Below are 24,003 nucleotides of genomic sequence, written 5' to 3'. Positions count from 1 at the left end.
GTCCGGGACGGCCGTTCACGACCAGCGGCCACGACAGCCGTCACGGCCGCCGCTCACGGCCCCGGTGAGGGTGAGCGGACCCGTTCCGTCCGCACCCGGCCCGTCCGAACCGCCCGCCCGCCCGCCCATCCGTCCCTCCAGGAGTCCGCGCCATGCCCACCTATCTGTCCCCCGGCGTCTACATCGAGGAAGTCGCCGGCGGCTCCCGGCCCATCGAGGGCATCGGGACCTCGGTCGCCGCGTTCGTCGGGCTCGCGCCCACCGGGCCGCTCGACGAGCCGGTGCTCGTGACCAACTGGTCCCAGTACGTCGCGGCGTTCGGCGACTTCACGGACGGGTACTACCTCGCCCACTCCGTGTACGGCTTCTTCAACAACGGCGGCAGCGCCGCGTACGTCGTGCGCGTCGGCGGCGGGGACGCCCCGGGCGCCGAGCGGGCCGCCGTGGACACCGGGGCCGCCGGGGCCGCCGCGCCGCACGAGCTGGTGGCGGGCGAGGCCGTGGCGCTCGGCTCCTTCCGGGTCGCCGCGCTCACCGCGGGGACCGAGGCGGGCGGGGCGCTCACCGTCGAGGTGCAGGACGTCGAGGGCGAGGCCGAGCGCTTCAAGCTGGTCGTCAAGGACGGCGAGAAGGTCGTCGAGAGCTTCGACGCCTCCGCGAAGAAGAGCGCCCGCAACTACGTGGTGGCGCAGGTCAAGCAGCGGTCCAAGACGATCGTCCTGGAGGAGGCCGCGGCGGGCGGGCAGCTCGCCAGGCCCGACGCGCAGACCGTGACCCTCGCCCCGCCCGTACCCGCGCGGACGCCCGTGCCGGTCGCGGCGGGGGCCGCGGCCGGCCCCGCCGCGCTGGAGTCCGGGCGGTTCATCGGCGACTCGGCCGACCGCACCGGCTTCGGCGGCCTGGAGGCGCTCGACGAGGTCAACATGGTCGCGGTGCCGGACCTGATGGCCGCCTACCAGCAGGGGCTCATCGACCTGGAGCAGGTCAAGGCCGTGCAGCTCGGCCTGATCGCGCACTGCGAGCTGATGGGCGACCGGATGGCGATCCTGGACCCGCCGCCCGCCCTGAACGCCCGTGACGTCCGCAAGTGGCGGCAGGAGACGGCCGGTTACGACTCCCGGTACGCGGCGCTCTACTACCCGTGGATCAAGTCGTTCGACCCGGCGTCCGGCCAGACCCGTACGGTGCCGCCGTCCGGCCACATGGCCGGCGTCTGGGCCCGCAACGACACCGAGCGCGGCGTCCACAAGGCCCCCGCCAACGAGATCGTGCGCGGCGCGGTCGACCTGGAGCTCCAGATCACGCGCGGCGAGCAGGACCTGCTCAACCCGATCGGCGTGAACTGCATCCGCTCCTTCCCCGGGCGCGGCATCCGCGTGTGGGGCGCGCGCACCCTCGCGTCGGACCCGGCGTGGCGGTACCTGAACGTGCGCCGCTACTTCAACTACCTGGAGGAGTCCATCCTCGTCGGTACGCAGTGGGTCGTCTTCGAGCCCAACGACCACGCGCTGTGGGCCCGCATCCGCCGCAACATCTCGGCGTTCCTCGTCAACGAGTGGCGCCAGGGCGCGCTGTTCGGCCAGCGCGCCGAGGACGCGTTCTACGTGAAGTGCGACGAGGAGACCAACCCGCCGGAGTCGATCGACCTCGGCCGCGTGGTCTGCGAGATCGGCATCGCCCCGGTGAAGCCGGCCGAGTTCGTGGTCTTCCGCCTCGCGCAGTTCCAGGGCGGGGGCGGCGAGCTGGAGGAGTGACCCTCCCCGCCCCTCCCCGTACACCAACCCCCTTCGTCTCCCCGCGCGTCCGGTACGGACCGGACCGCGGATCCGCCCCACGAACAGGAGTGACCCCTCATGGCCCTCGCCGCCGGTGACGCCCTCGCCGCCCACAATTTCGGCCTGCAGATCGACGGAGTGATGGTCGAGACCCTGCAGGAGGTCAGCAGCCTCACGATGGAGCAGGACGTCATCGAGTTCCAGCAGGTCTCGGCCGACGGCAAGCCGATCGTCAAGAAGCTCCCCGGCGTGAAGAAGGCCGGCGAGTGCACGGTGACCCGCGGCGCCACGCAGTCCGCCGTCTTCAGCGAGTGGATCGCGTCCTCCATCGCGGGCGACATGGGCGCGGCCCGCAAGAACGCGTCCATCATCTTCATGGACTACCAGCTGAACCCGGTGAAGCGGTACAACCTGCGCAACGCCTGGTGCACCAAGGTGGAGGTGAGCGGGGCCAAGGCCGGTGACGCCGCGGCCCTGACCGAGCAGGTCACCATCACCTTCGAAGAGCTGACGATCGGCTGATGCGGCGCGAGGGATCGACGGGGGCGCGGCAGGACCACCGCCCGCACGAACCGCTCCGCACGGAGTTCGCGTTCGAGCTGCCGCGCGGGTTCGTCGACGAGACGGGCACCGTGCACCGCGACGGGGCGATGCGGCTGGCCACGGCCCGGGACGAGCTGGTCCCGCTGCGGGACGTCCGGGTCCGTGAGAACCCGGCCTACCTGTCCGTGGTGCTGCTCGGCCGGGTCATCACCCGGCTCGGCACGCTCCCGTCGGTCCACGACGGGACGGTGGAGGGCATGTTCGCCTCCGACCTGGCGTTCCTCCAGGACTTCTACCGGCAGATCAACGCGGAGGGGCACACCAGGGCCGCCGTCGCGTGCCCGCACTGCGAGGAGTCCTTCGAGGTCGAGCTGGCCGGGAGCCGCCTGGGGGAATCGTGACGTACGCGGCCGACCGGATCGAGGAGGAGGCCGCGTACCTCGCCTTTCACTTCCACTGGGGCATGGACGACATCCTCGATCTGGAGCACGCGGACCGGCGGGGGTACGTGGCGCGGGCGGCGGCGCTGGTGGAGCGGTCCCAGGAGTAGGCGCAGAAACGGGAAGGGAGGGCGGAGACGGTGGGGATGTTCGAGAGGTGGCGGTCGCGGAGGCCGCGCGCGGTCGCGGAGGCCGTGGAGGCCGTGCGGGCGCCCGGCGACGCGTGGCGGTCGCTGCCGCCCGTACAGCGGGTCCTGGACGCGCCGCGCCCGGTCGCGGAGCCCGGCTTCGCCGCGTCCCTCGCGACCCACTGGAACCCGTCCTTCCAGACCGGCCTGGGCCACGGCGCCCTCCCCGACGCCCCCACCGGCCTCCTCCTGGACGCACTCCGCCCGGTCCCGGCCCCGAACACGGAACTCCCGGGGCGGCGGTTGCCGGTTGCGGGGGTTGGTGCGGGTGCGGGTGCCGTTCCGGGGGTGGCGCGGCGTACGGCGACGGGCGCGGCCGGGCGAGCCGAGGGGCCGCAGGCCGCGCCGCGTGCGGCAACGGGGCCGGCCGGCCAGGCCGAGGGACCAAGGGCAGTACAGCGTGCGGCGACGGGGCCGGTCGGCCAGGCCAGGGAGCCGGAAGCGGTGCGGCGTACGGCGGCAGGGCCGGTCGGCCAGGCCAAGGGGCCGCAGGTGGTGCAGCGTGCGGCGACGGGGTCGGTCGACCGGGCCGAGAAGCCACAGGCCGCGCCGCGTGCGGCAACGGAGCCGGCCGGCCAGGCCAAGGGACCGGAAGCGGTGCGGCGTGTGGCGGCAATGCCGGTCGACCGGGCCGCGCAGCGTGCGGCGACGGTGTCGGCCGGTCCGCACGGGGCCACGGCCGCTCCCGTACGGGACGAGGCCGCCGCTCCGGTGCGGCGCGCGACCGGGGCTCCGGCCCCGTCCGTGGGGCGTGCCGTCACGAGCGGGGGCACCCCGGGGCCCGTGCGGCGCTCGCCGCTGATCTCCGCCCGGCCCGTGCGGCCGTCGCGCCGCCTGTCACCCGTGGGGACCGCCGGGCCGGTGGCCCCGGTTCCGGCGCGTACCCCGGCGATCGAGGAACCCGCTGCCGCCGCACCGGAGCCTTCGGCCTCCGAGCCGCCCCAGAACGTCCCGGGCCCCGTTTCCCCCACGGGGCCCGGGGCTCCCGGCGGCACGCCGAGCGCCCCGGTCCAGCGCCGTCCCGTCGTACGCCGCACCCGGCGCGCCCCGGGAGCCGACTGGACCACGACGGCTCCCGCGCCGCCGGCTCCCGGGAAGACCGAGGCGCCTCGATCGGCTCCGGCCGCCCGGACGGCCCCGCCCGTACAGCCGACGCGTCCGGTGGGTGCCACCTCACCCGCCCCCGAGCCGACGCCCCCGGCGATCCAGCGGAGCCAGGTCGCACCCGTACGCCCGGCACCGCCCGCCATCCAGACGCCCCCGAACACCCAGACCTCCGAGGCGGCTCCGGCTGCCCACGAGAACCCGGCCGCCGAAGCCCCCGCGCACTCCACGGCCCCGAGCATCCAGACATCCCGCGCGACTCCGGCGGTCCGTAAGAGCACGGCTGGCGAACCTCCCGCGCTCCCGGCGCCACCCGCCACCCAGACCTCCGGGGCGGCTCCGGCTGCCCGCAAGAGCCCGGCCGACGAGGCCCCCGCGCGCTCCACGCCCCCGAACGCCCAGACCTCCGGGGCGGCTCCGGCTGCCCGCAAGAGCCCGACCGACGAGGCCCCCGCGCGCTCCACGGCCCCGAGCATCCAGCGGCGCGCGGCCGCCCCCGCGCCCCGGGCGGTCCCGACCGCCCACAAGAGCCCGGCTGCCGCAGCTCCGTCCGCCTCGGTCACCCCCGTACCCCTGGCGTCCCCTTCTGCTCCCGCCCCCTCGACGCCTCCGGCCACCCCGACCGTCCAGAAGCGCCCGACCGCCGCCGCCACTCCCCCGGCGTTCCCGAACGTCCACAAGGACCCAGCCGCCCCCGTACGCCCGGCTGCCCACCCGGATCCGGTGGGCACCGACGCTCCCCGGCGTGCGGCCGGGCCGGTTCGGGCCGGCCTGGGGGCGCCCGTGCAGCGGGCCGGTGCCGAAGTGCCGGTGGTCCGGACGCACAGCGCACCGCGCCGCTCCCCCATCGGGGCTCCCCTCAGCCGCCCGTCCACACCCCCGGTCACCTCCGCTCCGGCCGGGGACGAGACCGCGCCCGCCCAGCGGACAACCACTCCGACACCACCCACGGCCTCGCCCGTCCAGGGGACGGCCACCCCAGCCCCCCTCCCGGCCTCGTCCATCCGGCGGACGACCACCCCAGCACCACCCCCGACCGCACCCACACCCACCCCTCAAGAACCTCCGGCCGCCGCCCCCGTCGTCCAACGTTCCGCAACCCCGCCCGGTCCGTCCGTTCCCCTGGTCACCATCGCCGGACTCCCCCGGGCCTCCGCGTCCCCCGCCCCGCCGCGGGCCGTGCTTCCGCTGGCCACCGGGCGGGCGCTGGCCCCGGGCCGGCCGGACGGCGGTGCGCGTACCCCCGCCGTACAGGCCGCGCCCCTCGTCACCCCCGCTCCGGCCGCCCCCCGGCCGGTCGTCCCCCTCACCCCTCCCGCCGCCGCGCGGCCGGTCGCGCGTCCGGCCGTCGTGCAGCGGCGCACCGTACCCGAGGCGGCTCCCGCCCCGCTCCAACGGACGGCCGCCGTCGTTCCCCCGGCCCCGCCGGCCCGCACCCGCCCAGCAGAACCCGTCCCCGCCCCCGTACAGCGCGCCACCACCCCCGCGACCAGCACCACCGTGCCCCCCGCTCCCGCCGAATCCCCCACCCAGCTCGACGAGTTGGCCCGTCGTCTCGTCACGCCCCTCTCGCGGCTCCTGCGCGCCGAGTTGCGGGCCGATCGTGAGCGGGTGGGGCGGCTGCGCGACCACGGACGCTGACCGGGCGGGCCCGCCCGAAGAACCCGAACCCCTACCCGAGAGACCGCCTCATGCCCACCCAGCCGGACCCCGCGTCCACCGTCTTCTTCAAGCTCACGATCGACGGCCAGGACCTCGGCCTGTTCAACGGCTGCGACGGCCTCGCCTCCGAGGTGGAGGTGGAGCGGCGCCAGGAGGGCGGCAACAACGGCTTCGTGTGGCAGCTCCCGACCCGCGTCACCTTCTCCACGATCCGCCTCACCCGCCCCCTCACCGCCGACACCGCCAAGGTCGCCGCCTGGATCTCGTCCCTCGCCACCGGGATCACCCGCCCGACGGCACAGATCGCGGCGCTGCGCGCGAACGGTTCGGTCGTCGCCCAGTGGGGGCTCGTGGAGGTGCTGCCGGTCCGCTGGACGGGGCCGACCCTCGACCCGGTCAACCCGGCCGTGGCCACCGAGACCCTGGAGATCGCGCACCACGGCTTCACCGACGCGGGAGGCGCCTGAGATGGCCGGGACCGCGGCCCGAGGCCTCTCCCGCGCCTCGCTCGCCATCCACCAGCCGCCCACCGACCTCGGCGGTGCCATGGGCGGCCGGATCGGCGAGGTGAGGTTCCAGTTCAACCCGGACCGGCTGCGGCTGAGCCGGTCGGCGAACTGGCACACCGAGCCGGCCGTCGCGTACACCCGCGGCGCGCCGCCGAAGTTCACCGGCAGCGAGCCGGCCCGGCTCCAGCTGGAGGTGTTCCTCGACCGGTCCGCCTCCCCGTCCTCGAAGGACGTGCAGCAGCAGGTCGAACTCCTGCTCTCCTGCTGCGAGGTGACCCCGCAGAGCATCGACGCGAAGGCGCCCTCGCCGCCGTGGGTGGAGTTCTCCTGGGGGTCGTTCTCGACCGTGCGGTTCGTCGCGTACGTGACCTCGGCGGAGGCGACGTACACCCTGTTCAGCCCCAGCGGCGTGCCGATCCGGGCCACCTGCTCGCTCTCCCTGACCGAGGTCGCCACCGCGACCAAGAAGCAGAACCCGACCTCCGGCGCGCTCTCGGCCCGCCGGGCGCACCGCACGGTCGCCGGGGACTCGCTCGCCTCCCTCGCCTGGCGGGAGTACGGCGACGCGACCCGCTGGCGGGTCATCGCCGAGGCGAACGGCATCGACGACCCGATGCGGCTGCGCCCCGGCACGGAACTGCTGCTCCCGTCCACCACCGACCTGCCGGAGACCCAGGGCGCCCCATGAGCGAGAAGACCTTCACCACCGTCCTCCACGTGCAGCTCGACGGCACGCCGCTGCCCGACCCGCTGGCGGTCCGGCTCACCGAGGGCTGGGTGGACGCCAGCGTCAACGTGCCGTCCGCGTTCCAGCTCACGTTCTCGGACAAGGACGGCACCCTCACCGAGAAGTTCCCGTTCCTCGAGGTCGGGGCGATGGCGGTGCTCTCGCCGTTCACCGACGGGCGGCTCGGCGAGCCCATGCTGACCGGGGAGGTCACGGCCGTCGAGGTGGACGCGGCGCCGGGCCACGGCCGGTACCTGATCCTGCGCGGCTACGACCCCGGCCACCGGCTGCTGCGCAACCGGCGCGTCGAGGGCTATCCGAACATGACGGCCTCCGACATCGTGCGGAAGCTCGCCGGGCTCAACCGCGTCCCGATCGGCCGGGTCGACCCCACGCCGACGGTGTACGAGCTGGCGACCCAGCCGAACATCACGGACTGGGACTTCCTGTCCCGGCTCGCGCGGGAGAACGACGTGCGGCTGTCCCTGGACCCGGCGGGCCGGCTGGTGTTCGCCGCGCTGCCGCCGGCGTCCGCCGCGCCCTCGGACACCACGCCGGCCGCCACCAGCCCGTACGTCCTGGACTTCGGGTCGAACACGCTGCACAGCCGGGTGTCGGTGACGGCCGCCGGGCAGGTCGGGAGGGTCGACGTGCGGGGCTGGGACCCGCGCACCAAGCAGGCCCTGACCTCGCCGACCCCGGCGACGGCGAGCCGGGACATCGTCTCCGACATCACCCCGGCGCAGCTCGCCGCCCCCTTCGGTGCGGCCGAACTCGCCGCGACGGGAACGCCGTTCACGACCCAGGCGGAGGTGACGCAGGCGGCTTCGGCGCTCGCCGAGGACGTCACCGGCTCGTTCGCGGAGGTGGAGGTGGCCGTCACGGGCAATCCGGCGCTGAAGCCGGGGCAGCCGGTGGCGGTGAAGGGCGCGGGCTTCCCCTTCGAGGGGCGGTACACGGCGACCGGGGTCCGCCACGTCTTCGCGTCGGGGCGGCAGTTCACCACCTGGCTGACGGTGTCGGGCCGCCAGTTCCGCTCGCTGTACGGGACGGCCTCGGGCGGCGGGGAGCCGGCGCCGCCGATGCCGGGCGTGGCGGTGGCGCTCGTCACCAACACCAAGGACCCGCTCTCGCTGGGCCGGGTCCGGCTGCGGTTCCCGTGGCTGTCGGCGACGTACGAGAGCGGCTGGTGCCGGGTGGCGCAGCTCGGCGGGCGCGGGGGCGGCGGGCTCGTCCTGCCGGAGGTGGACGACGAGGTGCTGTGCGCCTTCGACCGGGGCTCCCTGGAGCATCCGTACGTCCTGGCGGGGCTGTACAACGGGATCGACCGGAACACCCCGGCCACCGACCGGGTCCCGCCCGTCGACCCGACGAGCGGGCGGGTGCAGTGGCGCGCCCTGACGTCCCGTACGGGTCACACGGTGGAGCTGCGGGAGGAGGGCGGCCGGACGCGCGCCTCGCACGGCATCCGGCTGCGCACCTCGAAGGGGGGCCTGAGCGTCGAGCTGAACGAGGCCCGCACGACCCTGACGATCGACAGCGACGGCACGGTCACCATCACGGGGGCCCGGGGCGTGACGGTCGAGTCGGGGACGGACCTGAAGCTGTCGGCGGTGGGCCGGATCGAGCTGAGCGCGGGGCGGGGCGTGGACATCAAGGCGGGGGCGAAGTTCAAGGTGGCGGCGCTGACCCAGGCCGTCGTGAACGCGCCGTCCTTCATCACCTCCACCGTCCCGATGCCCAACCCGGTCGTGGCGAACCTGCCGTTCTGATGCCACACGTTCCGCACGGTCCGAGGAGGACGTCCCCATGAGCGAGCACTTCGTCGGCGCCGGCTGGGCCTTTCCCCTGCGCACCGGCCCGAGCGGTTCCATCGCGCTCGTCCGGCGCGACCGCGAGATCGAGGAGTCGATGCGGCTCGTGCTGGCGACGGCACCGGGCGAGCGGCCGATGCGCCCCGAATTCGGCTGCGCGGTCCACGAGTTGGTGTTCGCACCGGTCAACGACGAGACGATGGGGCGGATCCGGTACGCGGTGACGGCCTCGCTCGACCGCTGGGAGCCGCGCATCGAGGTGGAGGACGTCACGGTCTCCCCCGCCCCCGGGGAGCCGACCACCCTGCACATCGACGTCCGCTACCGGGTGCGCGGCGCCAACAACCCGCGCAACCTCGTCTTCCCCTTCTACGTCATCCCCTCCGAGGACTGAAAGAGCCGCCATGGCCCTGCCCGCACCCCATCTCGACGACCGGCGCTTCCAGCAGTTCGTCGACGACGCCAAGCGCTACATCCAGCAGGCGTGCCCCGAGTGGACCGACCACAACGTCTCGGACCCGGGGGTCACGCTCGTCGAGGCCGTCGCGCACATGGCGGACCAGCTCGTCTACCGCCTCAACCGGGTCCCGGAGAAGAACCACCTGGCCTTCCTCGACCTGCTCGGGGTGACGCTGTTCCCGCCGGCCGCCGCCCGCGCCGACGTCACCTTCCGGCTGTCCGCGCCGCAGCCGGAGCCGGTGCTGCTGCCGGCCGGCACGGAGGTGTCGACGGGGCGCACGGAGACGGAGGAGGCGGTGGTCTTCGCGACCACCGACGACCTGACCGTGGTGCCCTGCGCGCTGACGCACCTGCTGCGGCAGGAGGCCGGGGGCACGCCCGAGGACCGTTTCCAGGCGATGACGGGCGGCGAGGACGTGCCGGCGTTCTCGCCGCTGCCGCGCGTCGGCGACCTGCTGCTCCTGGGGCTTTCGGCGGCCGTGCCGGACTGCGTCCTCGTGCTCGACCTGGACAGCCGGGTGGACGGCGTCGGCGTGGACCCGCGCCGGCCGCCGCTGGTGTGGGAGGCGTGGTCGGCGGCCGACGGCTGGACGGCGTGCGAGGTGGACGAGGACACCACGGGCGGGCTCAACCGGCCGGGCGAGGTGGTGCTGCACGTGCCGTCGGGGCACGCGCTCTCGCGGCTCGGCGGCCATGAGGCGGGCTGGGTGCGCTGCCGGGTGGTGGAGCCGGCCGAGGGGCTGCCGTCGTACAGCGAGTCGCCGACGGTACGGGCGGCGGGGGCGTTCACCATCGGCGGCACGGTCCGCGCGGCGCACGCCGAGACGGTGCGGAACGAACTCCTCGGCGAGTCCGAGGGCGTTCCCGGGCAGCGGATACGGCTCGCGCACGCGCCGGTCGTGGACCGGCCGCCGCTGCTGCTCCAGACGGCGGAGCACGCGGACGAGGAGGATCCCGCGTCCGGTTCCGGCTGGCTGGAGTGGACCGCCGTCCGCGACTTCGCGTCCTCGCGCCCGGGCGACCGGCACTTCGTCCTGGACGCGACGACCGGCGAGATCGCCTTCGGCCCGAGCGTGCGCCAACCGGACGGCACGCTGCGGCAGTTCGGTGCCGTGCCGCCGAAGGGGGCGGCGATCCGCGCGGTCCGTTACGGCACCGGGGGCGGCCGGGCGGGGAACGTGGCCCGGTCCACGATCAGCGTGCTGCGCAGCTCCATCCCGTACATCGCGCGGGTCGAGAACCGGGAGGCGGCGCGGGGCGGGGTCGACGGGGAGACCGTCGAGGAGGCGAAGGCCCGGGCGCCCATCACGCTGCGGGCGCAGGAGCGGGCCGTGACCGCCCGCGACTACGAGGAGCTGGCCCGGCGGGCGGCGCCGGAGGCCGCGCGGATCGCGTGTCTGGCGGCGGACGCGGCCGAGGCGGGCGAGAACGCGGTCCGGGTCCTGGTGGTGCCGCAGGCGGTGCCGGACCGGGGCGGGCGGCTGCGGTTCGAACAGCTGGTGCCGGGCGAGGAGTTGCTGTCCCGGGTGACCGGCTTCCTGGACGAGCGGCGCCCGCTGGGGACCCGGCTCGCGGTGGGGCCGCCGTTCTACCAGGGGGTGACGGTGGTGGCGACGCTGCACGCGTTCCGGGCGGCGGACGCGGAGCGGGTGCGGGCCGGGGCGCTGGACGTGCTGTACGCGTACCTGGACCCGCTGACGGGCGGGGCGCACGGCGAGGGGTGGGCGTTCGGGCGCCCGCTGCGGGCCGGGGAGGTGTTCGCGGCGCTCCAGCGGGTGCCGGGGGTGGAGCTGGTGGACGAGGTGCTGCTGCATCCGGCGGACCCGCTGACGGGCCGGCGGGGCGACACGACGGACCGGATCGAGCTGGGTCCTTCGGCGCTGCTCTTCCCGTTCGACCACCGCGTCCGCGTGATCGAGGCGCGGTGAGCAGCGCGGTGAGCGGCACGGCGCGCGGTACGGTTCCCGGGCTCGCGACCCCGCACCCGCTGGGGGCGGCGCTGCCGGCCGTCTACGCGGAGGACGACTTCGGGCAGCGGTTCACGGCCGGTCTGGACGTGGTCCTCGCCCCGCTCTTCAACGTCCTGGACTCGCTGGAGGCGTACTTCTCGCCCGCCCTGGCCCCCGCCGACTTCGTGGACTACCTGGCGACGTGGGTCGGCGCGGAGCTGGAGGGCACCGAGTCCCTGGCGCTGCGCCGGCGCGCGGTCGCCTCGGCGGTGGCCCTGCACCGGGTGCGGGGCACCCGGCAGGGGCTCGCGGCGGCGGTCCGGCTGGCGTTCGGCGTGCCGCCGGAGATCACCGAGAGCGGCGGGGCGGCCTGGTCCGCCCGCCCGCTCGGCCCGTTCCCGGGGACGCCGACGGCCGGGCTGCACGTCGTCCTGCGGGTCCCCGACCCGGCCTCCGTGGACCCGCACCGGCTGCGCGCGGTCGTGGCGGCGGCCCGCCCCGCGCACCTGCCGTTCACGACCGCGGTGACCCTGCCCCGTACCCCCGACTCCCTTACTTCCGAAGGAGCTTGACCCCCATGAGTGACGCCCCCGAGACCCGCCCCTGCCCGGACTGCGCGAGTCCGGTGCGTGCGGCGAGCCAGTCGTTCTGCGACAGCTGCGGAGCGTTCCTGCGCTGGGACGCCCCGGCGGAACCGCCCCACGAGAAGCCGGAGGAGACGACGACGCCCCTGCCGGCGGTGACTCCGGAGCCGGAGCCGCCGACACGGGGGACGGAGCCGGAGCGGGTACGGGAGGCGGAGGCGGGTCCGGGTCCGATGCGGGACGCGGAGCAGGTACGCGCGGCGGAAGGGGGACGGACGCCGGAGCGGGTACGGACGCCGGAGCGGGTACGTGCGGCGGAACCGGCTCCGGAAGAACCGGCCCCCGGCTCCTCTGCCCCCTCCCCCTCCCCCTCCCCCTCCCTCTCCCACTCCCCTTCCCCCTCCCCGGATACGGTGGCGCGCTCGCTCCTGGTCCCGGTCCCGGAGGAGCGGGCGGCGGAGCGGGCGGTCGCTGCCCCGGTGCTCCCGGCGCGGCCGGAGGCGGCGCGGCCTGCGGTCCGGGCGGCGGGGGCGGCGGCACCGGTCCAGGGCGGCGCCCCGTGCCCGGCCTGCTCGCTCGCGAACGCGCCCGGCCGCCACTTCTGCCGCTTCTGCGCGACGCCGATGGTCCCGGAGCGGCTGTCCACGGCCGAGGGCCCGTACGCGGGCCGGCGCCCCGGCCTGGCCCGGGACCGGAGCCGCTGGATCGTCCGGGCCCTGATCGCGGCCGGGGTCGTGGCGGTGGTGGTCGGCGGGGTGTTCGGCGGCCCGCCGGCGGCCCGCGCGGTGCAGGACCACTTCGCGACCCGGGTCCCGGTCCACCCCGCCTCCTGGACGGCGTCCCACTCGGCGCCGAAGCAGGACCCGAAGCTGGCGGGCGACGGCTACGCCAACACCTGGTGGGGCACGGGGTACGCGGGGGACTCGGCGGGGCAGTACCTGGAGGCGGCGTTCGCGGAGCCGACCGACCTGCTGAGCCTCCTGATCACCCCGGGCAGCTCGAAGAACACCACTCAGGCGGACGGCCAGGCGACCCCGCGCACCTTCGACCTGGTGGTCAAGGACGCGTCGGGCGAGATCCGCGTCTCGCACCACCGCATCAACGACGGCGGCACCCAGCGCGTCGACCTCCGCGTCCGCGACGCCCTCTCGGTCCGCCTGGTCCTGCGCACGGCCTGGCGGGCCGACCCGCAGAAGCAGGTGGCCGTGGCGGAGCTGGAGTTCTTCGGCAGGTCGGTCTCCTGAGACGGGGGCTCCGGACGGGGCGGGGCGGGTGGGACGGGCAGGCCGCGGGAAAACAGGGACCCGCTCCCCCTCCCCGTACACTTGCTGAACCAGGTATCTTGCATCGCATGGAACCCGGCGAGGGCGCCCCTGTCACCACCACCGCTTCCCGACCGCCACACCACTCGCACCGCCCGCACCGCCCGCACCACTCGCACCACCCGACCGGAGCCCTCGCATGAAGACCTCTGCCGACCGCGTACTCGACTACCTCTCCACCGTCGAGCGCGAGGCCTCCGCCCTCCCCGCCGACCGGCGCGGGGAACTCCTCGCGGACCTCGCCGAACACATCGAGGTGACGCGCACCGAACGCCCGGACACCTCGATCGGGGAGATCCTCGCGGAGCTGGGGGACCCCCGTACGATCGCGGCGACGGCGCTGGCCGAGACGGAGAACGGGGCCGCCCCGGCCGGGAGCGGGGCGGGCGCGCCCGCCCGGCGCGGCAAGGTGCACCCGCTGGTGCCGCTCCTGATGCTGACCCTCTCGCTGCCCTTCATCATGGTCTTCCCCGACCGTCCCGGGCCGCTGTTCGGCGTCCTGTTCCGGATCGCCGGCGCGGTGCTCCTCTGCACCTCGGTGCACTGGACCGCAGCCCGGAAGACCACCGGCGTCCTGCTCGCCGCCGTCCTGCCGAGCGTCGTCATCGCCACGGCGAACCTGTCCGACGGCGGCCCGTCGGCCGGCACCCCGACCCTCCTGGCCAACCTGGCCGCCCTCGCCCTGATGGCCGGCACGGCGGCATGGCTCTGGCGGAACCGCCGCGCCTGAGCGGGAGGCGTACGAAGGGGCCCGGCCCGGCCGCTCAGGCCTTGGCCCTGACCTCGGCCTTGGCGGCCGGGGCGCCGGGGTCGCAGGAGAGGCGGGCCGCCGCCAGGGCAGGCTTCCCCTCCTTTGCGTCCTCGATCGGCGTGGAGCATTCCAGGAGGCCGGAGCCGTCGACGGCCCAGCCGGTCGCCCGGCCCGTCACCGGCTTCCCGTCCCCGCAGGCGTACCGGAAGTCCGCGGTGACCTGTTCCACCCAGGCGTAGCGCACGACGGTCCCGACGCCGTCGATGGTGGTGCCGGCGTCGTCGAGGTTCTGCGCGGGCCGGTGGACGTCGGCGAACGCGGTGCTCACGCCGTCGTCATCGGCCTCGGCCACTCCGACGTGGACGGCCAGCGCCCGGAGGGCGGCCTTCGCGTCGACCGCCCGCGACCCCTTCTCGAAGGTGACGGCGGTACGCGGCGTGTGCAGGCGCGTCAGCGCGTGCGTGAGCCCGGCGCCCTTCCTGTCGACCTTCTCCTTCTCGGAGACGCCCGTCAGCACCTCCCGCTTGTCCACGTTGAACCACGAGTAGACACCGCCCTCACAGACGGCGTCGGCCACCTTCACAGCCGTGGGCCCGGCCTCGGCGGTCGCCCCACCACCGCCCGAGCTACAGGCACCCGCACCCGCCAGCACCACGACAACCGCGCACGCCGACAGCAATGTCTCTTTGATCTTCATGTTTCCCCCGGAACCACTGGTCAGATGGTGCGCCCGATCCTCCCCGGCCGAACGCCCACCGGACAAGCGACTTGAGCCATATCTGAGCCAGGGCCCACACCCGGGTCATACGGCCCCCGGCACCGAAGCCCCGAGGCAGTGCCCCGCCCACCGAGGCAATGGATCTTGGCGTACGGGAGATCACCGCCGCCAGCGGAAGGGTGCCGGCCCCCACGGGACCGGCACCCTGGTGTCTCAGCAGCGTTCAGGCTCGCCGAAGGGCCGTCAGACCCAGCTCTGCTCGATCGGGGGTCCCCCGATGAAGTCGCAGGTCCAGAGCGTCATCCACACGCCGTTGCTCAGGCTGCCGCCCTTGGAGGTGACGCATTTGTCGCTGAACTGCGCCTTGGTGGCCAGGTAGCTTTGGAATTTCTGCGAGATAGCACTGCTACAGGTCCAGAGCGTGAGCACTGCCCCGTTGGTGTCGTATGCGTCTCCCCGCGGGGTGACGCACTTGCCGCTCGCCTGGTGGCGGATCTCGTTATTGCCCGTCACGATGAAGTTCTGCATGGTGGATCCGGTGCAGCTCCAGACCGTGAGCACCGTCCCGTTGGCCGTGCCGTTGCCCTCGGGCGTAATGCACTTGGACTGCGCCTCCGAGTTGTACCACGGCTCGTAGTTGTTGTAATTGATCGCCTGCGCGGTTCCCGCATTCAGGGTGAACGCGGCGAAAAGGGACAGAAGAGTTATGCAGATTGACGCAAATTTGCGCATTTCAAACCTCCGGTCGAATTGCGCAGGAGAATATCAAAGATGATCCACTGACCCACCGGAATTCTCGGTCAACAGCTGGAGCAGACAACGAAAATGACGGAGCGTCACCTCTTCCGGTCCAGGCCCGCGGCGGCTGTGAACGCACCCCACCCCGTCGCCCCGGTCCGTGCCGGAGCCCGCTTCACACGCGGCCACCTCGCCGAACGCCCCGAGCCCCTCCCGGCGTGAGCAGCCTCGGCCGATCCGTGGAAGCCGAGAGGATCCCAGGCGCCTGCGCGCCGTATGTACAGGTGGCCGTCGCGAGGGAAGGAGGGCCCTCCAGAGCGCGGGAGACCCCCGCCCGCGAGCGTGCGCCACGGTCCAGTAGCCCACCTCGGCCGCCGGTCGGCCGAAGACGACTCCCTCGAGGACCACGTTGCCCACCAACTGCTCTCGCACTGGACCGGGTTGCGCCTCAAGGACGGCGAATCCGAACCGGTCCCCCGCCGCCCAGCCCCGCCGCTGGGCCCGCACCCACCGTGCCCCACCGGCATCGTCGCCCACGGCAGAACTCGCCCAACGGCGCAGTGCGGGCTCCCGGCTCACCTCGGCCGGCGCGGCAACGTCCTCCGTATACCGGGGACAGAGAACAAGGGCGGGAAAGGCCTGTGTAGCGGCCACCTGAAGGACGACGGGGGCACTCAACCGATGATGGGGAGGGTGGCGCTTTCACCCGGCACCGGTCGCATCCGGTCCATGTCACCCTGCGACCACTCCGTCATCGTCGTGTCCGGACGCGCAGAGCCCGGACGGACCAGTCGAACACCGGGGCCAGACTCTCCGGGGCCGGCCAGCCGTTGACCACCGCGAGGAGTCGGAGGTACCGCTCCCTGCGGGGGTCGTTCACGCTCTCCAGCCGAGTCACCAGCCGGCGGCGAAGCTCGGCGTCGTCGGGGTGGCCGAGGAGGTGCGCACAGTGCGCCGTGAACGCCGCGACGATCGGATCGGCTTGCGGCGAGGCCGGATCGATGCCGGCGGCCAGGGCCGGGCCGGCCTGGTCACGGACGGCCGCGGTGATGTCGCGGCGCGGGCCCGTCATGCCGCTTCGGGCCTGCTCGGCCGCCTGGTCCTCGACCATCCGCCGCATCACGGCGCGGAAGGACGGGTCCAGGGACATCTCGGCCAACTCCACCCACGCCTGGACCTGTTCCCTCTCCGGGTTGTCGGGCAGTTCGGGGGTCATCGAGCGCATGACCCCCGCGAACGCGGAGGCGGTGTCGAGGCCGCCGAAGACGGCGTCGAGGAAATCACCGATGAGACGTCGGCGTTCGTCCTCGGAGAGCTGGGCCAGTCGGTGCATGAGTTCCATCTCCTCGGGTGTGGACCCGCGCTCGGCCACCGCCGTCAGCACCGCGCGCCGCAGGCGCAGGACGCGGATCTGCACCGCCAGCGCTTCGGCGTGCGCCGCGGCAACCTCGGGAAGCGCGAGCTCCCGGTCCACGACCTTGCGGATCGTCGGGAGGTCCAGCCCCAGCTCGCGCAGGGTCCGCACGAGGTCCAGGCGCGCGACGGCGTCGATGCCGTACCGGCGGTAGCCGGCCGGGCTGCGGTCCGTCGGCGCCACGATTCCGCGATCGGAGTAGAACCGAATGGTCTTGACCGTGAGCCCCGTCCGCCGGGCAAGCTCGCCGATCGAGTAGAGCGTGTCGCCGTCCATGCCCCCACCTTCGCGTCTCCCCTTACGGGAGACTCAAGCCCCTTCGACCACCGACGGGCAACCACTCCTCGCCGTCGAGGAGCGAATGGGTCACGAGCTCGCGAGGTGAAGGGCACCTGCTCGATACAGGCCATGGGGTCTGCTTCTGGGATGCACCGCCCGATATCCCTTCACCCGAAAGTGCGATCGATGCCTGAGCTCTTCCGTAGGCCAGAGGCGTCCGCTGCAACCCGTCACTCACATCGCACACGTGGACCAGCTCGGCCGGCATCCGGACGGCGGAGAAGAGAGTGCCGCAGCGAAGGAACGCGACGCCGTAGGTCGCCCCTTCGTGTCGAGCCGCCTTGGCGTCCCGGGCGGCGAGGAGGAGCCACGTCGAGGCGGCGAGCTCGCGCTCCCGGCGCAGGCGCACGATCGGTGCGGGCTCATCGGCGGTACGGTTCGGGCGGATACTTCGCTCAACTACCTCAGGCTCCTGGGGCAGTTGGGTACGCTCGGGCACGGCGACTCCCAGTCAGTCGTCTACGCCCCGGATGTGCACACCACGGCCTCCGGGGCTTTCGTGTCCCAGAGTGGAATCCCCGGGAAGTGGGCGCATCCCCACGGCGGGTATCCCCACCACGGGGATACCCGCCGTGCCGCAGGGGGCAGGCTTGGACGGGCAGGAAGAGACCGCATGAGCCACCAGCCGCCGACGGCGCTCCCCCGGGAGCTCCTCGGGGACGAGGACATGCAGCGCGCCCTGTGCGCACACGACTTCGGGACCGTGTTCCGCATGGCGCGCGAGCACGCCGGCATGAGCTACTCGAAGCTGGGCGCCGCGCTGGACATCAAGCCGGAGAGGATCAGCGCGCTCGCACGGGGCACCGGCCGGATCACGACCTTCGACAAAATCCGGCAGATCTCCGAGGCGTTACGCGTACCGGGGCACATGCTCGGTCTCGCTCCCCAAACGTGGGAGGCGGAGGGCGCTCCTGCCGGAACGTCTCCCTGGAGAGGAGCCCCCACGCGCCGCCGCACAGTTCTGCGGGTGGCCACGACGGCCGGTCCGGCCGCCGCCCTGCCGGCACTCCACCACGCACCCGAACCCGCCCGGATCACCGCCTCGTACGTCGAGCGGCTCCGCGAACGCACGGCCCGCGCGCTCGAGCTCGCTACCGGCGTCGCTTCGGCCCGGCCCATGCAGCGCGTCGCGCCACTCGTCAACGCGCTCCGCCCGCACACGGAACTGCCCGTCGTCGGCGAGCTCCTGGAGCAGGCCGGCGCCTAGGGGCGTATCGGAAGTGGGTCTTGGAGCAGCTTGGTATCTGGACATACAAGCTTGTCTCGCAAGATCGGCAGCGGTCGATGGGCAGGTACTGGTAGTAGTCGGCTGTGGCAGGAGACCTGTGGACCCCAGTGATTTCGATGGCCGGTGTGGCTGTGGGTGGTGCGTTGACGTATCTGACCCAGCGCACGACGCAGCGGGCAGCTGACCGGGCTGACGGACAAAGGCGGGCTGCGGCGCGGGCGGAGGAGCGACGTGCTGAGCAGATCAGGACCGTGCTGGAGTTCATCCGGTGCGCGCTGGAGGCTGAGGGCGTGGCGTATGCGAGGCCGCCCCGATGGGAGGTCGGTGATGACTGGTATGTGACGGCCAGGCCGGCGATGGATGGTCTTCGAATAGCCGAGAAGAGCATCGAGTTGCTGTGTGCCCCTGGCCTTCACTCACCGACGACCGCCTACGCCCGCGCCCTGAATCAAGCGGTCTGGCAGGAGCGTGACGAGGGGAACCTGGCCGAGCGCCTGGAGCCGTTCAAGGCGGAGTTTCTCGCCCTGGCACGCCGCAGTCTGACCTGACGGCCGTCAGGTCACAGCCGCTCGTTGATCGCAGCCACCAGTACGGTCGCCTCGTAGCGCACACCAAGCTTGTCGTACCCCGTGGCCACGGCCCGGTGCCCCTCGAGGCGGTTGATGCCGCATTCGACAGCGTGGCGCTCACGGTAGTCGACCGGGTCGAACTCGGTGGCCGGCCGCCGCGGGAGCCGCGCTTCTTGCGATTACGGGACTGGTCGGCCTTGTCCGGGATGGTGCGGCGGATCCCGCGCCGTCGCAGATAGGCGCGGTTCTTCCGGGAGGCGTACGCCTTGTCGGCGCGCACTCGATTGGGTCGGGTGCGCGCCGGCCGGGTCCGAGGCGTGGCACGCGGACCTTGTCCAGGACGGGCTCGAACTGCGGCGAGTCCCCTCGCTGCCCAGCCGTCACCACGATCGGCATAGGCTTCTGGCCCTGCTCGACGGTCAGGTGCAGCTTGGTGGTGAACCCGCCGCGCGAGCGTCCCAGTCCGTGATCACGGGGTTCGGTGAAGTTACCGCCCGGCGGTTCCTTCTGCGGGTCGCCCTGTTTCCTGGCCCCGGCCGCATGTTGATGGGCGCGGCACACCGTGGAGTCGACGCTCAGGTCCCACACGATCTCACCCTTCGCGTCGGCCAGGGACTGGAGTTGGGTGAGAACCTGGTGCCAGGTGCCGTTCCGCTGCCATCGGCGGAACAGGTCGCAGATCCGGCCCCACGGCCCGTACTCGGCGGGTATGTCCCGCCACGGAACACCAGTACGGACCCGGAACCGTATGCCGTTGATCAGTTGCCGCCGGGGCCAGAGCCGCGGCCGTCCCGCCTTCGTCCCCTTTGGCGACAACGGCCCCAACATCGTCCACCGCTCGTTCGTGCGATCTCCCCGCGCCACGAACCGCGATCCTTCATCGATCAAGATCTACTTTCGATACACGGCCCAGGACGCGCCCTCGGCGACGGAGCCTCGAACCCACTCCGCGCACCGGGGCGCGGCGAACTTCACCGGCACCGCGCACAGTTCCGGGTTGTCCCAGGGGTGCCGCTCGAGGAGGTCGGCCTCGAGCGCCGGATACCGCGCCTCAGTCGTCTTGAAGAGCGCCTGCCACTCCTCGCCGGTCCCGTACTCCCCCAGATGCCAGAACACGGAGGTGACGGGACCGATGATCTGCGCCCCGGCGGCGAGCCGCTTCTCGACCGCCGGGCCCGCGAGCGCGACCGCTTCCTCACGGGTCGCCGTGGCCGTCGATACCCGCACGATGCCAGTCATGATCGGACCCCTGGCCAGCGGTCCCGACCGCCAACAGGCCCCGCCGGTCACCCCTCGGGGGGGGCGGGCCCCGGCCCCTGCGCTGGTACCCGTGCCCTCCTCTTCCCGGCCTCACGACCGGCCCCGCCCTGCCGCCGCCCTGCCGCCGCCCGGATCAACGAGCCCGTCCGAGAGCTGATGGAAAGGCACGTCGACGGGAACCGTTCCCAGGAGTACCAGCGGCTCCTCGCCCTCTGGACGAACCCGCCCTCATAGGCTCTGATCTGCTACTTCTCCGCGAGCGCGAGCCCCCGGCTGATCACCAGCCGCTGGATCTGGTTCGTGCCCTCGAAGATCTGCATGATCTTGGCCTCGCGCATGTAGCGCTCCACCGGGAAGTCCCGGGTGTAGCCGTAGCCGCCGAGGACCTGGACCGCGTCCGTGGTGACCTTCATGGCCGTGTCGGTGGCGATGAGCTTGGCCGCGCTGGCCTGGCGGCTGAAGGGGCGGCCGAGGTCGCGGCGGCGGGCCGCGTCCAGGTAGGTGGCGCGGGCCGCGTCGACGGCGGCGGCCATGTCGGCGAGGAGGAAGCCGAGCCCCTGGTGGTCGACGATCCGGCGGCCGAAGGTGGTGCGCTCGTTGGCGTAGGCGACGGCGGTGTCCAGGGCGGCCTGGGCGAGGCCCGTGGCGCAGGCGGCGATGCCGAGGCGGCCGTTGTCGAGGGCGCTGAAGGCGATCTGGAGGCCCTGGCCCTCCTTGCCGATGAGCCGGTCCTCCTCCAGGAGGGCCCCGTCCCAGTAGGCGGCGGTGGTGGGGACCGCCTGGAGGCCCATCTTGCGCTCGGGCGCGCCGAAGGTGAGGCCCTCGGTGGCGCCGGGGGCCAGGAAGCAGGAGACGCCGTGGCTGCCGGGGGCCGTACGGGCGAAGAGCGCGTAGAAGCCGGCCCGGCCGCCGTGGGTGATCCAGGCCTTGGTGCCGGTGACCCGGTACCCGCTGCCGTCCTGCTGCCGTTCCGCCTTGCAGCTGAGAGCGGCCGCGTCGGAGCCGGCCTGCGGCTCGGAGAGGCTGTAGCCGCCGATGGTCCGGCCCTCCAGCATCGCGGGCAGCCGGCGCTCCTTCTGCTCCTGCGTGCCGAAGGCGTGCAGGGGGTGGCAGGCCAGGGTGTGGACGCTGGTGGCGACGGCCACGGCCGCCCAGCGCGCGGCCAGTTCCTCCAGGACCTGGAGGTAGACCTCGTACGGCTGGCCCCCGCCGCCGTACTCCTCGGGGTACGCGAGGCCCAGCAGCCCCGCCTCGCCGAGGGTCTCGAAGAGCCCTTCGGGATAGGTCTCGGCGGCCTCGTGCTCGTCCACCCGCGGGGAGAGCTCCTTGTCGGCGATCTCCCGGGTGAGGGCGATGAGGTCCGCGGCTTCGGGGGTGGGAAGCAGGCGGTCGACATCCATGGCGACTCCAGCGGCGCGCAAAGTGGTACTGAGGAGGGTACTCCAGTACCGGTTAGAGTAGCGCAGACGAGGGCGGCCGCAACCCCTGGAGCGACGGGGCGGGGGGCGGGGGCGGCCCGGCATCCTCCGGGCCCATGGCACGAGCCGCGCGGGCACGCGGCAAGGGCCTCCAAGAGCGCGCGGACGCGGGGCCACAGCCCTCCCCCGCCCCGGCCTGGAATACTGGCCGGGTGATCGAGACCTCCGCCGCCGACGCCCCGCAGCTGACGGGCCGGGGAGCGGCGCGCCGTGCCGCCCTCTTCGAGGACCTGGTCGCCCTCCTCGTCGGCGAGGGCTTCGCCCGTCTGACGCTCGACGACCTCGCCGCCCGGCTGCACTGCTCGAAGCGGACCCTGTACGGCCTGGCCGGCAGCAAGGAGCAGCTGGTCCGGGCGGCGGTCGTGCACTTCTTCCGGCGGGCCACCGCCCGGGTCGAGGCCGGTCTCGCCGCCGCCACCGGGCCCGCCGAGCGGCTCGCCGCCTACCTGCGGGCGGTCTCGGCCGAACTGGCCCCGGTCTCACCGCAGTTCTTCGACGACGTGGCGGCCTTCGAACCGGCGGCCGAGGTGTACGAGCGCAACACCCGCGCCGCCGCCGGGCGGGTCCAGCAGCTCATCGAGGAGGGCGTGCGGGCCGGCGTCTTCCGCGAGGTGCACGTGACCTTCGCGGCCGACGTCATCTCCTCGGTCATGGTCCGCATCCAGCGGCGCCAGGTGGCCGCCGCGACCGGCCTGGCCGACGCGGAGGCGTACGACCAGCTCGCCGAGCTGCTCCTCAGCGGCCTCAGGAAGGCCTGACCCTTCCGAACCGGCCACGAACGGCCACGAACGGCCACCAGGAGCGCCACCCCCACGCGAATGGCCGGTTTCCGCCCCCGCCCCTCCCTCACCCTCCGCGCCCGCTCCACTACTCTGTGCCGCGCCACTGATCACCCCCTCTCAGGGAGACCTCCGCGTGGAGCACAGCCGTACCGTCCTCAGGATCCGTGCCGTACTCGCCGCCATGGGCGTCACCGCCGCCCTCACCGCGGCCCCCGCGGCGCAGGCCGCGCCCGTCGAGAGCGCCGGGAAGCACCGGCCCGCGCCCTGCACCGGGGAGTTCCTCGGTGACGCGCGGCTCGGGCCGAAGCACCTGCCGAACAAGCGGCAGAAGCCGGTCGGGCCGCTGCTCGACGGCTACCACCGGACCGGGAAGCTCTCCCCCACCGCCTTCCTCAGGAAGTACTGGGAGGGCCCGGCCGACACCGGCGGCTGGAAGTACCCGCCGAACGACGGCTTCGGCGAGGTGAACGGCGAGGTCGACAAGGCGCCCGAACTCCTGGTGAGGGGCGAGCGCCTGGACCGCTTCGGCTCGGAGTTCGGCGGCTACCTGGCCCCGGCGGGCGACGCCTACGCGAAGCGGGCGCTGCCCCCGCAGAACCTCAACACCCGTGACGCCGCCTTCCCCTGCGACTACCACCTGTACGAGGTGACGCGGGCGTTCGTGGTCTGGGAGGGTTCCATCGCGCCCTGGTTCGAGCAGCCGGGCGGCGGCCGCCAGATCAAGCTGGACCCGGTCTTCCTCGACCCGGGCGAGGGGCAGCGGCTCAACGTGAAGTGGCTGCTCGACAACGGCTACCTCGTGCGCGTCCCCGCATGACCGACCACCGCCGCACGCTCGAACGGGCACTCCGGGAAGCCGGAGTGCCCGCCGGGTACTACTGGATCGAGGGCGTCCACGAGCCCTCCCCCGTCCCGACCGACTTCGCCTATCTGCGGGCGGCGCCGGGCGGGGGCGGCTGGGAGACCGGGGTGTACGAGCGGGGCGCGTACGAGCCGGTCGCCACGCACCCGGCCGAGGCGGACGCCTGCGCCCACCTCCGGACCCTCCTGGGGGCCTAGGGCGCGTCCGGCGGCCCCTCCCCCGGGCGCGGTGGGGTCAGCGGGGCCAGGCGGGGTCCGGGGTGATGTTCCACGACTCCGCCAGTTTCCACAGTTCCCCACGAGTGCGGGGCAGGGCGAGGGTCATGGCCCTGCCGAGCGTCTCGCGGGTCTTGAGGCAGGGTTCGACGAACGTGTAGTAGGCGGTGTCCTCCAGGTATCCGCCCGGACTCTCCAGGAGCCCTTCGACGAAGGCGAAGGTGCGGACGAGGAGGTCGTGGTCGCGGTCCTCGGACAGGGCGGGGAGGAAGAGGGGGTGGGCGAGCACCTCGGAGAGAAGGGTGCCGGGGTGGGTGTTGAGTTGTTCCCAGTGCGTGACGTCGGCGGGTCGCAGGTCGTGCCGTGCGGCCGCGGTCTCCACGTAGGGCATGACCTCGGGAAGGAGTTCCAGGAGGGTCGTGTAGAGGTTGTCACTGGTGATGGGGTGCACGAGGGGATCGTCTCCGACGGGGGTGGGTGGTGGCGGGGGGGGGGGGGGGGGGGGGCGGCCCCCCCCCCGCCCCCCCCCCCCCCCCCCCCCCCCACCACCCCCCCAAACCCCCCCCCACCACC

General features: G+C 73.6%; 24 protein-coding genes and 1 pseudogene. 18 read left to right on the top strand and 7 right to left on the bottom strand.

Annotation, left to right across the window (positions count from 1 at the left end; genetic code table 11):
* Positions 1–152: 152 nt before the first annotated feature.
* From ACIQVI_RS01240 to ACIQVI_RS01180, 13 genes are all read left to right on the top strand, one after another.
* On the top strand, positions 153–1,754 hold the full coding sequence (locus ACIQVI_RS01240; protein ID WP_403589748.1) for a phage tail sheath family protein: 1,602 nt from the start codon (positions 153–155) through the stop codon (positions 1,752–1,754).
* Between the two features lie 99 nt (positions 1,755–1,853).
* The gene (locus tag ACIQVI_RS01235) at positions 1,854–2,297 is read left to right on the top strand and encodes a phage tail protein (RefSeq protein WP_351974070.1); all 444 of its coding nucleotides are present in this window, start codon (positions 1,854–1,856) and stop codon (positions 2,295–2,297) included.
* Positions 2,297–2,719, top strand: a complete 423-nt coding sequence (locus tag ACIQVI_RS01230) for a hypothetical protein (RefSeq protein ID WP_351974069.1) — start codon at positions 2,297–2,299, stop codon at positions 2,717–2,719. The genes ACIQVI_RS01235 and ACIQVI_RS01230 overlap by 1 nt, the downstream gene beginning before the upstream one ends.
* On the top strand, positions 2,716–2,868 hold the full coding sequence (locus ACIQVI_RS01225; protein WP_351974068.1) for a DUF6760 family protein: 153 nt from the start codon (positions 2,716–2,718) through the stop codon (positions 2,866–2,868). Before ACIQVI_RS01230 ends, ACIQVI_RS01225 begins: the two co-directional genes overlap by 4 nt.
* Positions 2,869–5,229: 2,361 nt before the next feature.
* Positions 5,230–5,691 (top strand): extensin, encoded by a 462-nt coding sequence (locus ACIQVI_RS01220; protein WP_403589746.1) that lies wholly within the window; start codon positions 5,230–5,232, stop codon positions 5,689–5,691.
* Between the two features lie 50 nt (positions 5,692–5,741).
* The gene (locus ACIQVI_RS01215; protein ID WP_062751605.1) at positions 5,742–6,179 is read left to right on the top strand and encodes a phage tail protein; all 438 of its coding nucleotides are present in this window, start codon (positions 5,742–5,744) and stop codon (positions 6,177–6,179) included.
* 1 nt (position 6,180) lies between these two features.
* Entirely contained in the window at positions 6,181–6,909 is a 729-nt protein-coding gene (locus ACIQVI_RS01210; RefSeq protein ID WP_351973703.1) for a LysM peptidoglycan-binding domain-containing protein, read from the top strand.
* Positions 6,906–8,720, top strand: a complete 1,815-nt coding sequence (locus tag ACIQVI_RS01205; RefSeq protein WP_403589743.1) for a VgrG-related protein — start codon at positions 6,906–6,908, stop codon at positions 8,718–8,720. Before ACIQVI_RS01210 ends, ACIQVI_RS01205 begins: the two co-directional genes overlap by 4 nt.
* A 37-nt stretch (positions 8,721–8,757) precedes the next feature.
* Positions 8,758–9,156: a GPW/gp25 family protein gene (locus ACIQVI_RS01200; protein WP_351973705.1), complete on the top strand. Its 399-nt coding sequence runs from the start codon at positions 8,758–8,760 to the stop codon at positions 9,154–9,156.
* A 10-nt stretch (positions 9,157–9,166) separates the two neighbouring features.
* Positions 9,167–11,149: a putative baseplate assembly protein gene (locus tag ACIQVI_RS01195; protein ID WP_403589740.1), complete on the top strand. Its 1,983-nt coding sequence runs from the start codon at positions 9,167–9,169 to the stop codon at positions 11,147–11,149.
* Positions 11,146–11,742 (top strand): phage tail protein, encoded by a 597-nt coding sequence (locus tag ACIQVI_RS01190; protein ID WP_403589739.1) that lies wholly within the window; start codon positions 11,146–11,148, stop codon positions 11,740–11,742. Before ACIQVI_RS01195 ends, ACIQVI_RS01190 begins: the two co-directional genes overlap by 4 nt.
* Positions 11,743–11,747: 5 nt before the next feature.
* Complete coding sequence (locus ACIQVI_RS01185; RefSeq protein WP_403589737.1) at positions 11,748–12,998, top strand: NADase-type glycan-binding domain-containing protein; 1,251 nt, start codon at positions 11,748–11,750, stop codon at positions 12,996–12,998.
* Positions 12,999–13,215: 217 nt separating this feature from the next.
* The gene (locus ACIQVI_RS01180; protein ID WP_403589735.1) at positions 13,216–13,806 is read left to right on the top strand and encodes an HAAS signaling domain-containing protein; all 591 of its coding nucleotides are present in this window, start codon (positions 13,216–13,218) and stop codon (positions 13,804–13,806) included.
* Between the two features lie 34 nt (positions 13,807–13,840).
* Here the strand turns inward: ACIQVI_RS01180 and ACIQVI_RS01175 are convergent, their stop codons facing one another.
* From ACIQVI_RS01175 to ACIQVI_RS01165, 3 genes are all read right to left on the bottom strand, one after another.
* Positions 13,841–14,524: a hypothetical protein gene (locus ACIQVI_RS01175; RefSeq protein WP_403589733.1), complete on the bottom strand. Its 684-nt coding sequence runs from the start codon at positions 14,522–14,524 to the stop codon at positions 13,841–13,843.
* Between the two features lie 264 nt (positions 14,525–14,788).
* Entirely contained in the window at positions 14,789–15,277 is a 489-nt protein-coding gene (locus ACIQVI_RS01170; protein WP_403589731.1) for an RICIN domain-containing protein, read from the bottom strand.
* Between the two features lie 757 nt (positions 15,278–16,034).
* Positions 16,035–16,973 carry a MerR family transcriptional regulator gene (locus ACIQVI_RS01165; RefSeq protein WP_403589729.1) on the bottom strand — a complete coding sequence of 313 codons (939 nt, stop codon included), beginning with the start codon at positions 16,971–16,973 and terminating at the stop codon, positions 16,035–16,037.
* 676 nt (positions 16,974–17,649) lie between these two features.
* Between ACIQVI_RS01165 and ACIQVI_RS01160 the strand changes: the two genes are divergently transcribed.
* Positions 17,650–18,243, top strand: coding sequence for a helix-turn-helix domain-containing protein (locus tag ACIQVI_RS01160; protein WP_403589727.1), 594 nt, complete (start codon positions 17,650–17,652; stop codon positions 18,241–18,243).
* 272 nt (positions 18,244–18,515) lie between these two features.
* Positions 18,516–18,812 (top strand): hypothetical protein, encoded by a 297-nt coding sequence (locus ACIQVI_RS01155; protein ID WP_351973093.1) that lies wholly within the window; start codon positions 18,516–18,518, stop codon positions 18,810–18,812.
* Positions 18,813–18,823: 11 nt separating this feature from the next.
* Here ACIQVI_RS01155 and ACIQVI_RS01150 read toward each other — a convergent pair.
* The 3 genes and pseudogenes from ACIQVI_RS01150 to ACIQVI_RS01140 form a co-directional block, all read right to left on the bottom strand.
* Positions 18,824–19,697, bottom strand: a pseudogene (locus ACIQVI_RS01150) (IS5 family transposase).
* Positions 19,698–19,724: 27 nt separating this feature from the next.
* Positions 19,725–20,072: a divalent-cation tolerance protein CutA gene (cutA, locus tag ACIQVI_RS01145; RefSeq protein WP_403589725.1), complete on the bottom strand. Its 348-nt coding sequence runs from the start codon at positions 20,070–20,072 to the stop codon at positions 19,725–19,727.
* Positions 20,073–20,338: 266 nt separating this feature from the next.
* Positions 20,339–21,493, bottom strand: coding sequence for an acyl-CoA dehydrogenase family protein (locus ACIQVI_RS01140; protein ID WP_351973092.1), 1,155 nt, complete (start codon positions 21,491–21,493; stop codon positions 20,339–20,341).
* Between the two features lie 230 nt (positions 21,494–21,723).
* Here ACIQVI_RS01140 and ACIQVI_RS01135 point away from each other — a divergent pair, with 230 nt between their 5' ends.
* The 3 genes from ACIQVI_RS01135 to ACIQVI_RS01125 all read left to right on the top strand — a co-directional run bounded on the left by ACIQVI_RS01135 (position 21,724) and on the right by ACIQVI_RS01125 (position 23,412).
* Positions 21,724–22,329 carry a TetR/AcrR family transcriptional regulator gene (locus ACIQVI_RS01135; RefSeq protein ID WP_351973091.1) on the top strand — a complete coding sequence of 202 codons (606 nt, stop codon included), beginning with the start codon at positions 21,724–21,726 and terminating at the stop codon, positions 22,327–22,329.
* Positions 22,330–22,534: 205 nt separating this feature from the next.
* Positions 22,535–23,170, top strand: coding sequence for a TNT domain-containing protein (locus ACIQVI_RS01130; protein ID WP_403592178.1), 636 nt, complete (start codon positions 22,535–22,537; stop codon positions 23,168–23,170).
* Positions 23,167–23,412 (top strand): hypothetical protein, encoded by a 246-nt coding sequence (locus ACIQVI_RS01125; RefSeq protein WP_403589723.1) that lies wholly within the window; start codon positions 23,167–23,169, stop codon positions 23,410–23,412. The genes ACIQVI_RS01130 and ACIQVI_RS01125 overlap by 4 nt, the downstream gene beginning before the upstream one ends.
* Before the next feature lie 37 nt (positions 23,413–23,449).
* On the opposite strand, the gene ACIQVI_RS01120 is transcribed toward ACIQVI_RS01125, so the two are convergent.
* On the bottom strand, positions 23,450–23,881 hold the full coding sequence (locus ACIQVI_RS01120) for a hypothetical protein (RefSeq protein WP_351973089.1): 432 nt from the start codon (positions 23,879–23,881) through the stop codon (positions 23,450–23,452).
* Positions 23,882–24,003: the final 122 nt, after the last annotated feature.

Origin of the sequence: Streptomyces sp. NPDC098101, from assembly GCF_044760185.1 — a bacterium.
Taxonomy (GTDB): Bacteria; Actinomycetota; Actinomycetes; order Streptomycetales; family Streptomycetaceae; genus Streptomyces.
This window is presented reverse-complemented; position numbering and strand designations above follow the sequence as displayed.

What these genes read in the sequence shown, in the direction of transcription:
- ACIQVI_RS01240 (WP_403589748.1), top strand. Translation starts at nt 153, where the DNA reads ATGCCCACCTATCTGTCCCCCGGCGTCTACATCGAGGAAGTCGCCGGC.
- ACIQVI_RS01235 (WP_351974070.1), top strand. Translation starts at nt 1,854, where the DNA reads ATGGCCCTCGCCGCCGGTGACGCCCTCGCCGCCCACAATTTCGGCCTG.
- ACIQVI_RS01230 (WP_351974069.1), top strand. Translation starts at nt 2,297, where the DNA reads ATGCGGCGCGAGGGATCGACGGGGGCGCGGCAGGACCACCGCCCGCAC.
- ACIQVI_RS01215 (WP_062751605.1), top strand. Translation starts at nt 5,742, where the DNA reads ATGCCCACCCAGCCGGACCCCGCGTCCACCGTCTTCTTCAAGCTCACG.
- ACIQVI_RS01210 (WP_351973703.1), top strand. Translation starts at nt 6,181, where the DNA reads ATGGCCGGGACCGCGGCCCGAGGCCTCTCCCGCGCCTCGCTCGCCATC.
- ACIQVI_RS01205 (WP_403589743.1), top strand. Translation starts at nt 6,906, where the DNA reads ATGAGCGAGAAGACCTTCACCACCGTCCTCCACGTGCAGCTCGACGGC.
- ACIQVI_RS01200 (WP_351973705.1), top strand. Translation starts at nt 8,758, where the DNA reads ATGAGCGAGCACTTCGTCGGCGCCGGCTGGGCCTTTCCCCTGCGCACC.
- ACIQVI_RS01195 (WP_403589740.1), top strand. Translation starts at nt 9,167, where the DNA reads ATGGCCCTGCCCGCACCCCATCTCGACGACCGGCGCTTCCAGCAGTTC.
- ACIQVI_RS01185 (WP_403589737.1), top strand. Translation starts at nt 11,748, where the DNA reads ATGAGTGACGCCCCCGAGACCCGCCCCTGCCCGGACTGCGCGAGTCCG.
- ACIQVI_RS01180 (WP_403589735.1), top strand. Translation starts at nt 13,216, where the DNA reads ATGAAGACCTCTGCCGACCGCGTACTCGACTACCTCTCCACCGTCGAG.
- ACIQVI_RS01175 (WP_403589733.1), bottom strand. Translation starts at nt 14,524, where the DNA reads ATGAAGATCAAAGAGACATTGCTGTCGGCGTGCGCGGTTGTCGTGGTG.
- ACIQVI_RS01170 (WP_403589731.1), bottom strand. Translation starts at nt 15,277, where the DNA reads ATGCGCAAATTTGCGTCAATCTGCATAACTCTTCTGTCCCTTTTCGCC.
- ACIQVI_RS01165 (WP_403589729.1), bottom strand. Translation starts at nt 16,973, where the DNA reads ATGGACGGCGACACGCTCTACTCGATCGGCGAGCTTGCCCGGCGGACG.
- ACIQVI_RS01160 (WP_403589727.1), top strand. Translation starts at nt 17,650, where the DNA reads ATGAGCCACCAGCCGCCGACGGCGCTCCCCCGGGAGCTCCTCGGGGAC.
- cutA (WP_403589725.1), bottom strand. Translation starts at nt 20,072, where the DNA reads ATGACTGGCATCGTGCGGGTATCGACGGCCACGGCGACCCGTGAGGAA.
- ACIQVI_RS01140 (WP_351973092.1), bottom strand. Translation starts at nt 21,493, where the DNA reads ATGGATGTCGACCGCCTGCTTCCCACCCCCGAAGCCGCGGACCTCATC.
- ACIQVI_RS01130 (WP_403592178.1), top strand. Translation starts at nt 22,535, where the DNA reads ATGGGCGTCACCGCCGCCCTCACCGCGGCCCCCGCGGCGCAGGCCGCG.
- ACIQVI_RS01125 (WP_403589723.1), top strand. Translation starts at nt 23,167, where the DNA reads ATGACCGACCACCGCCGCACGCTCGAACGGGCACTCCGGGAAGCCGGA.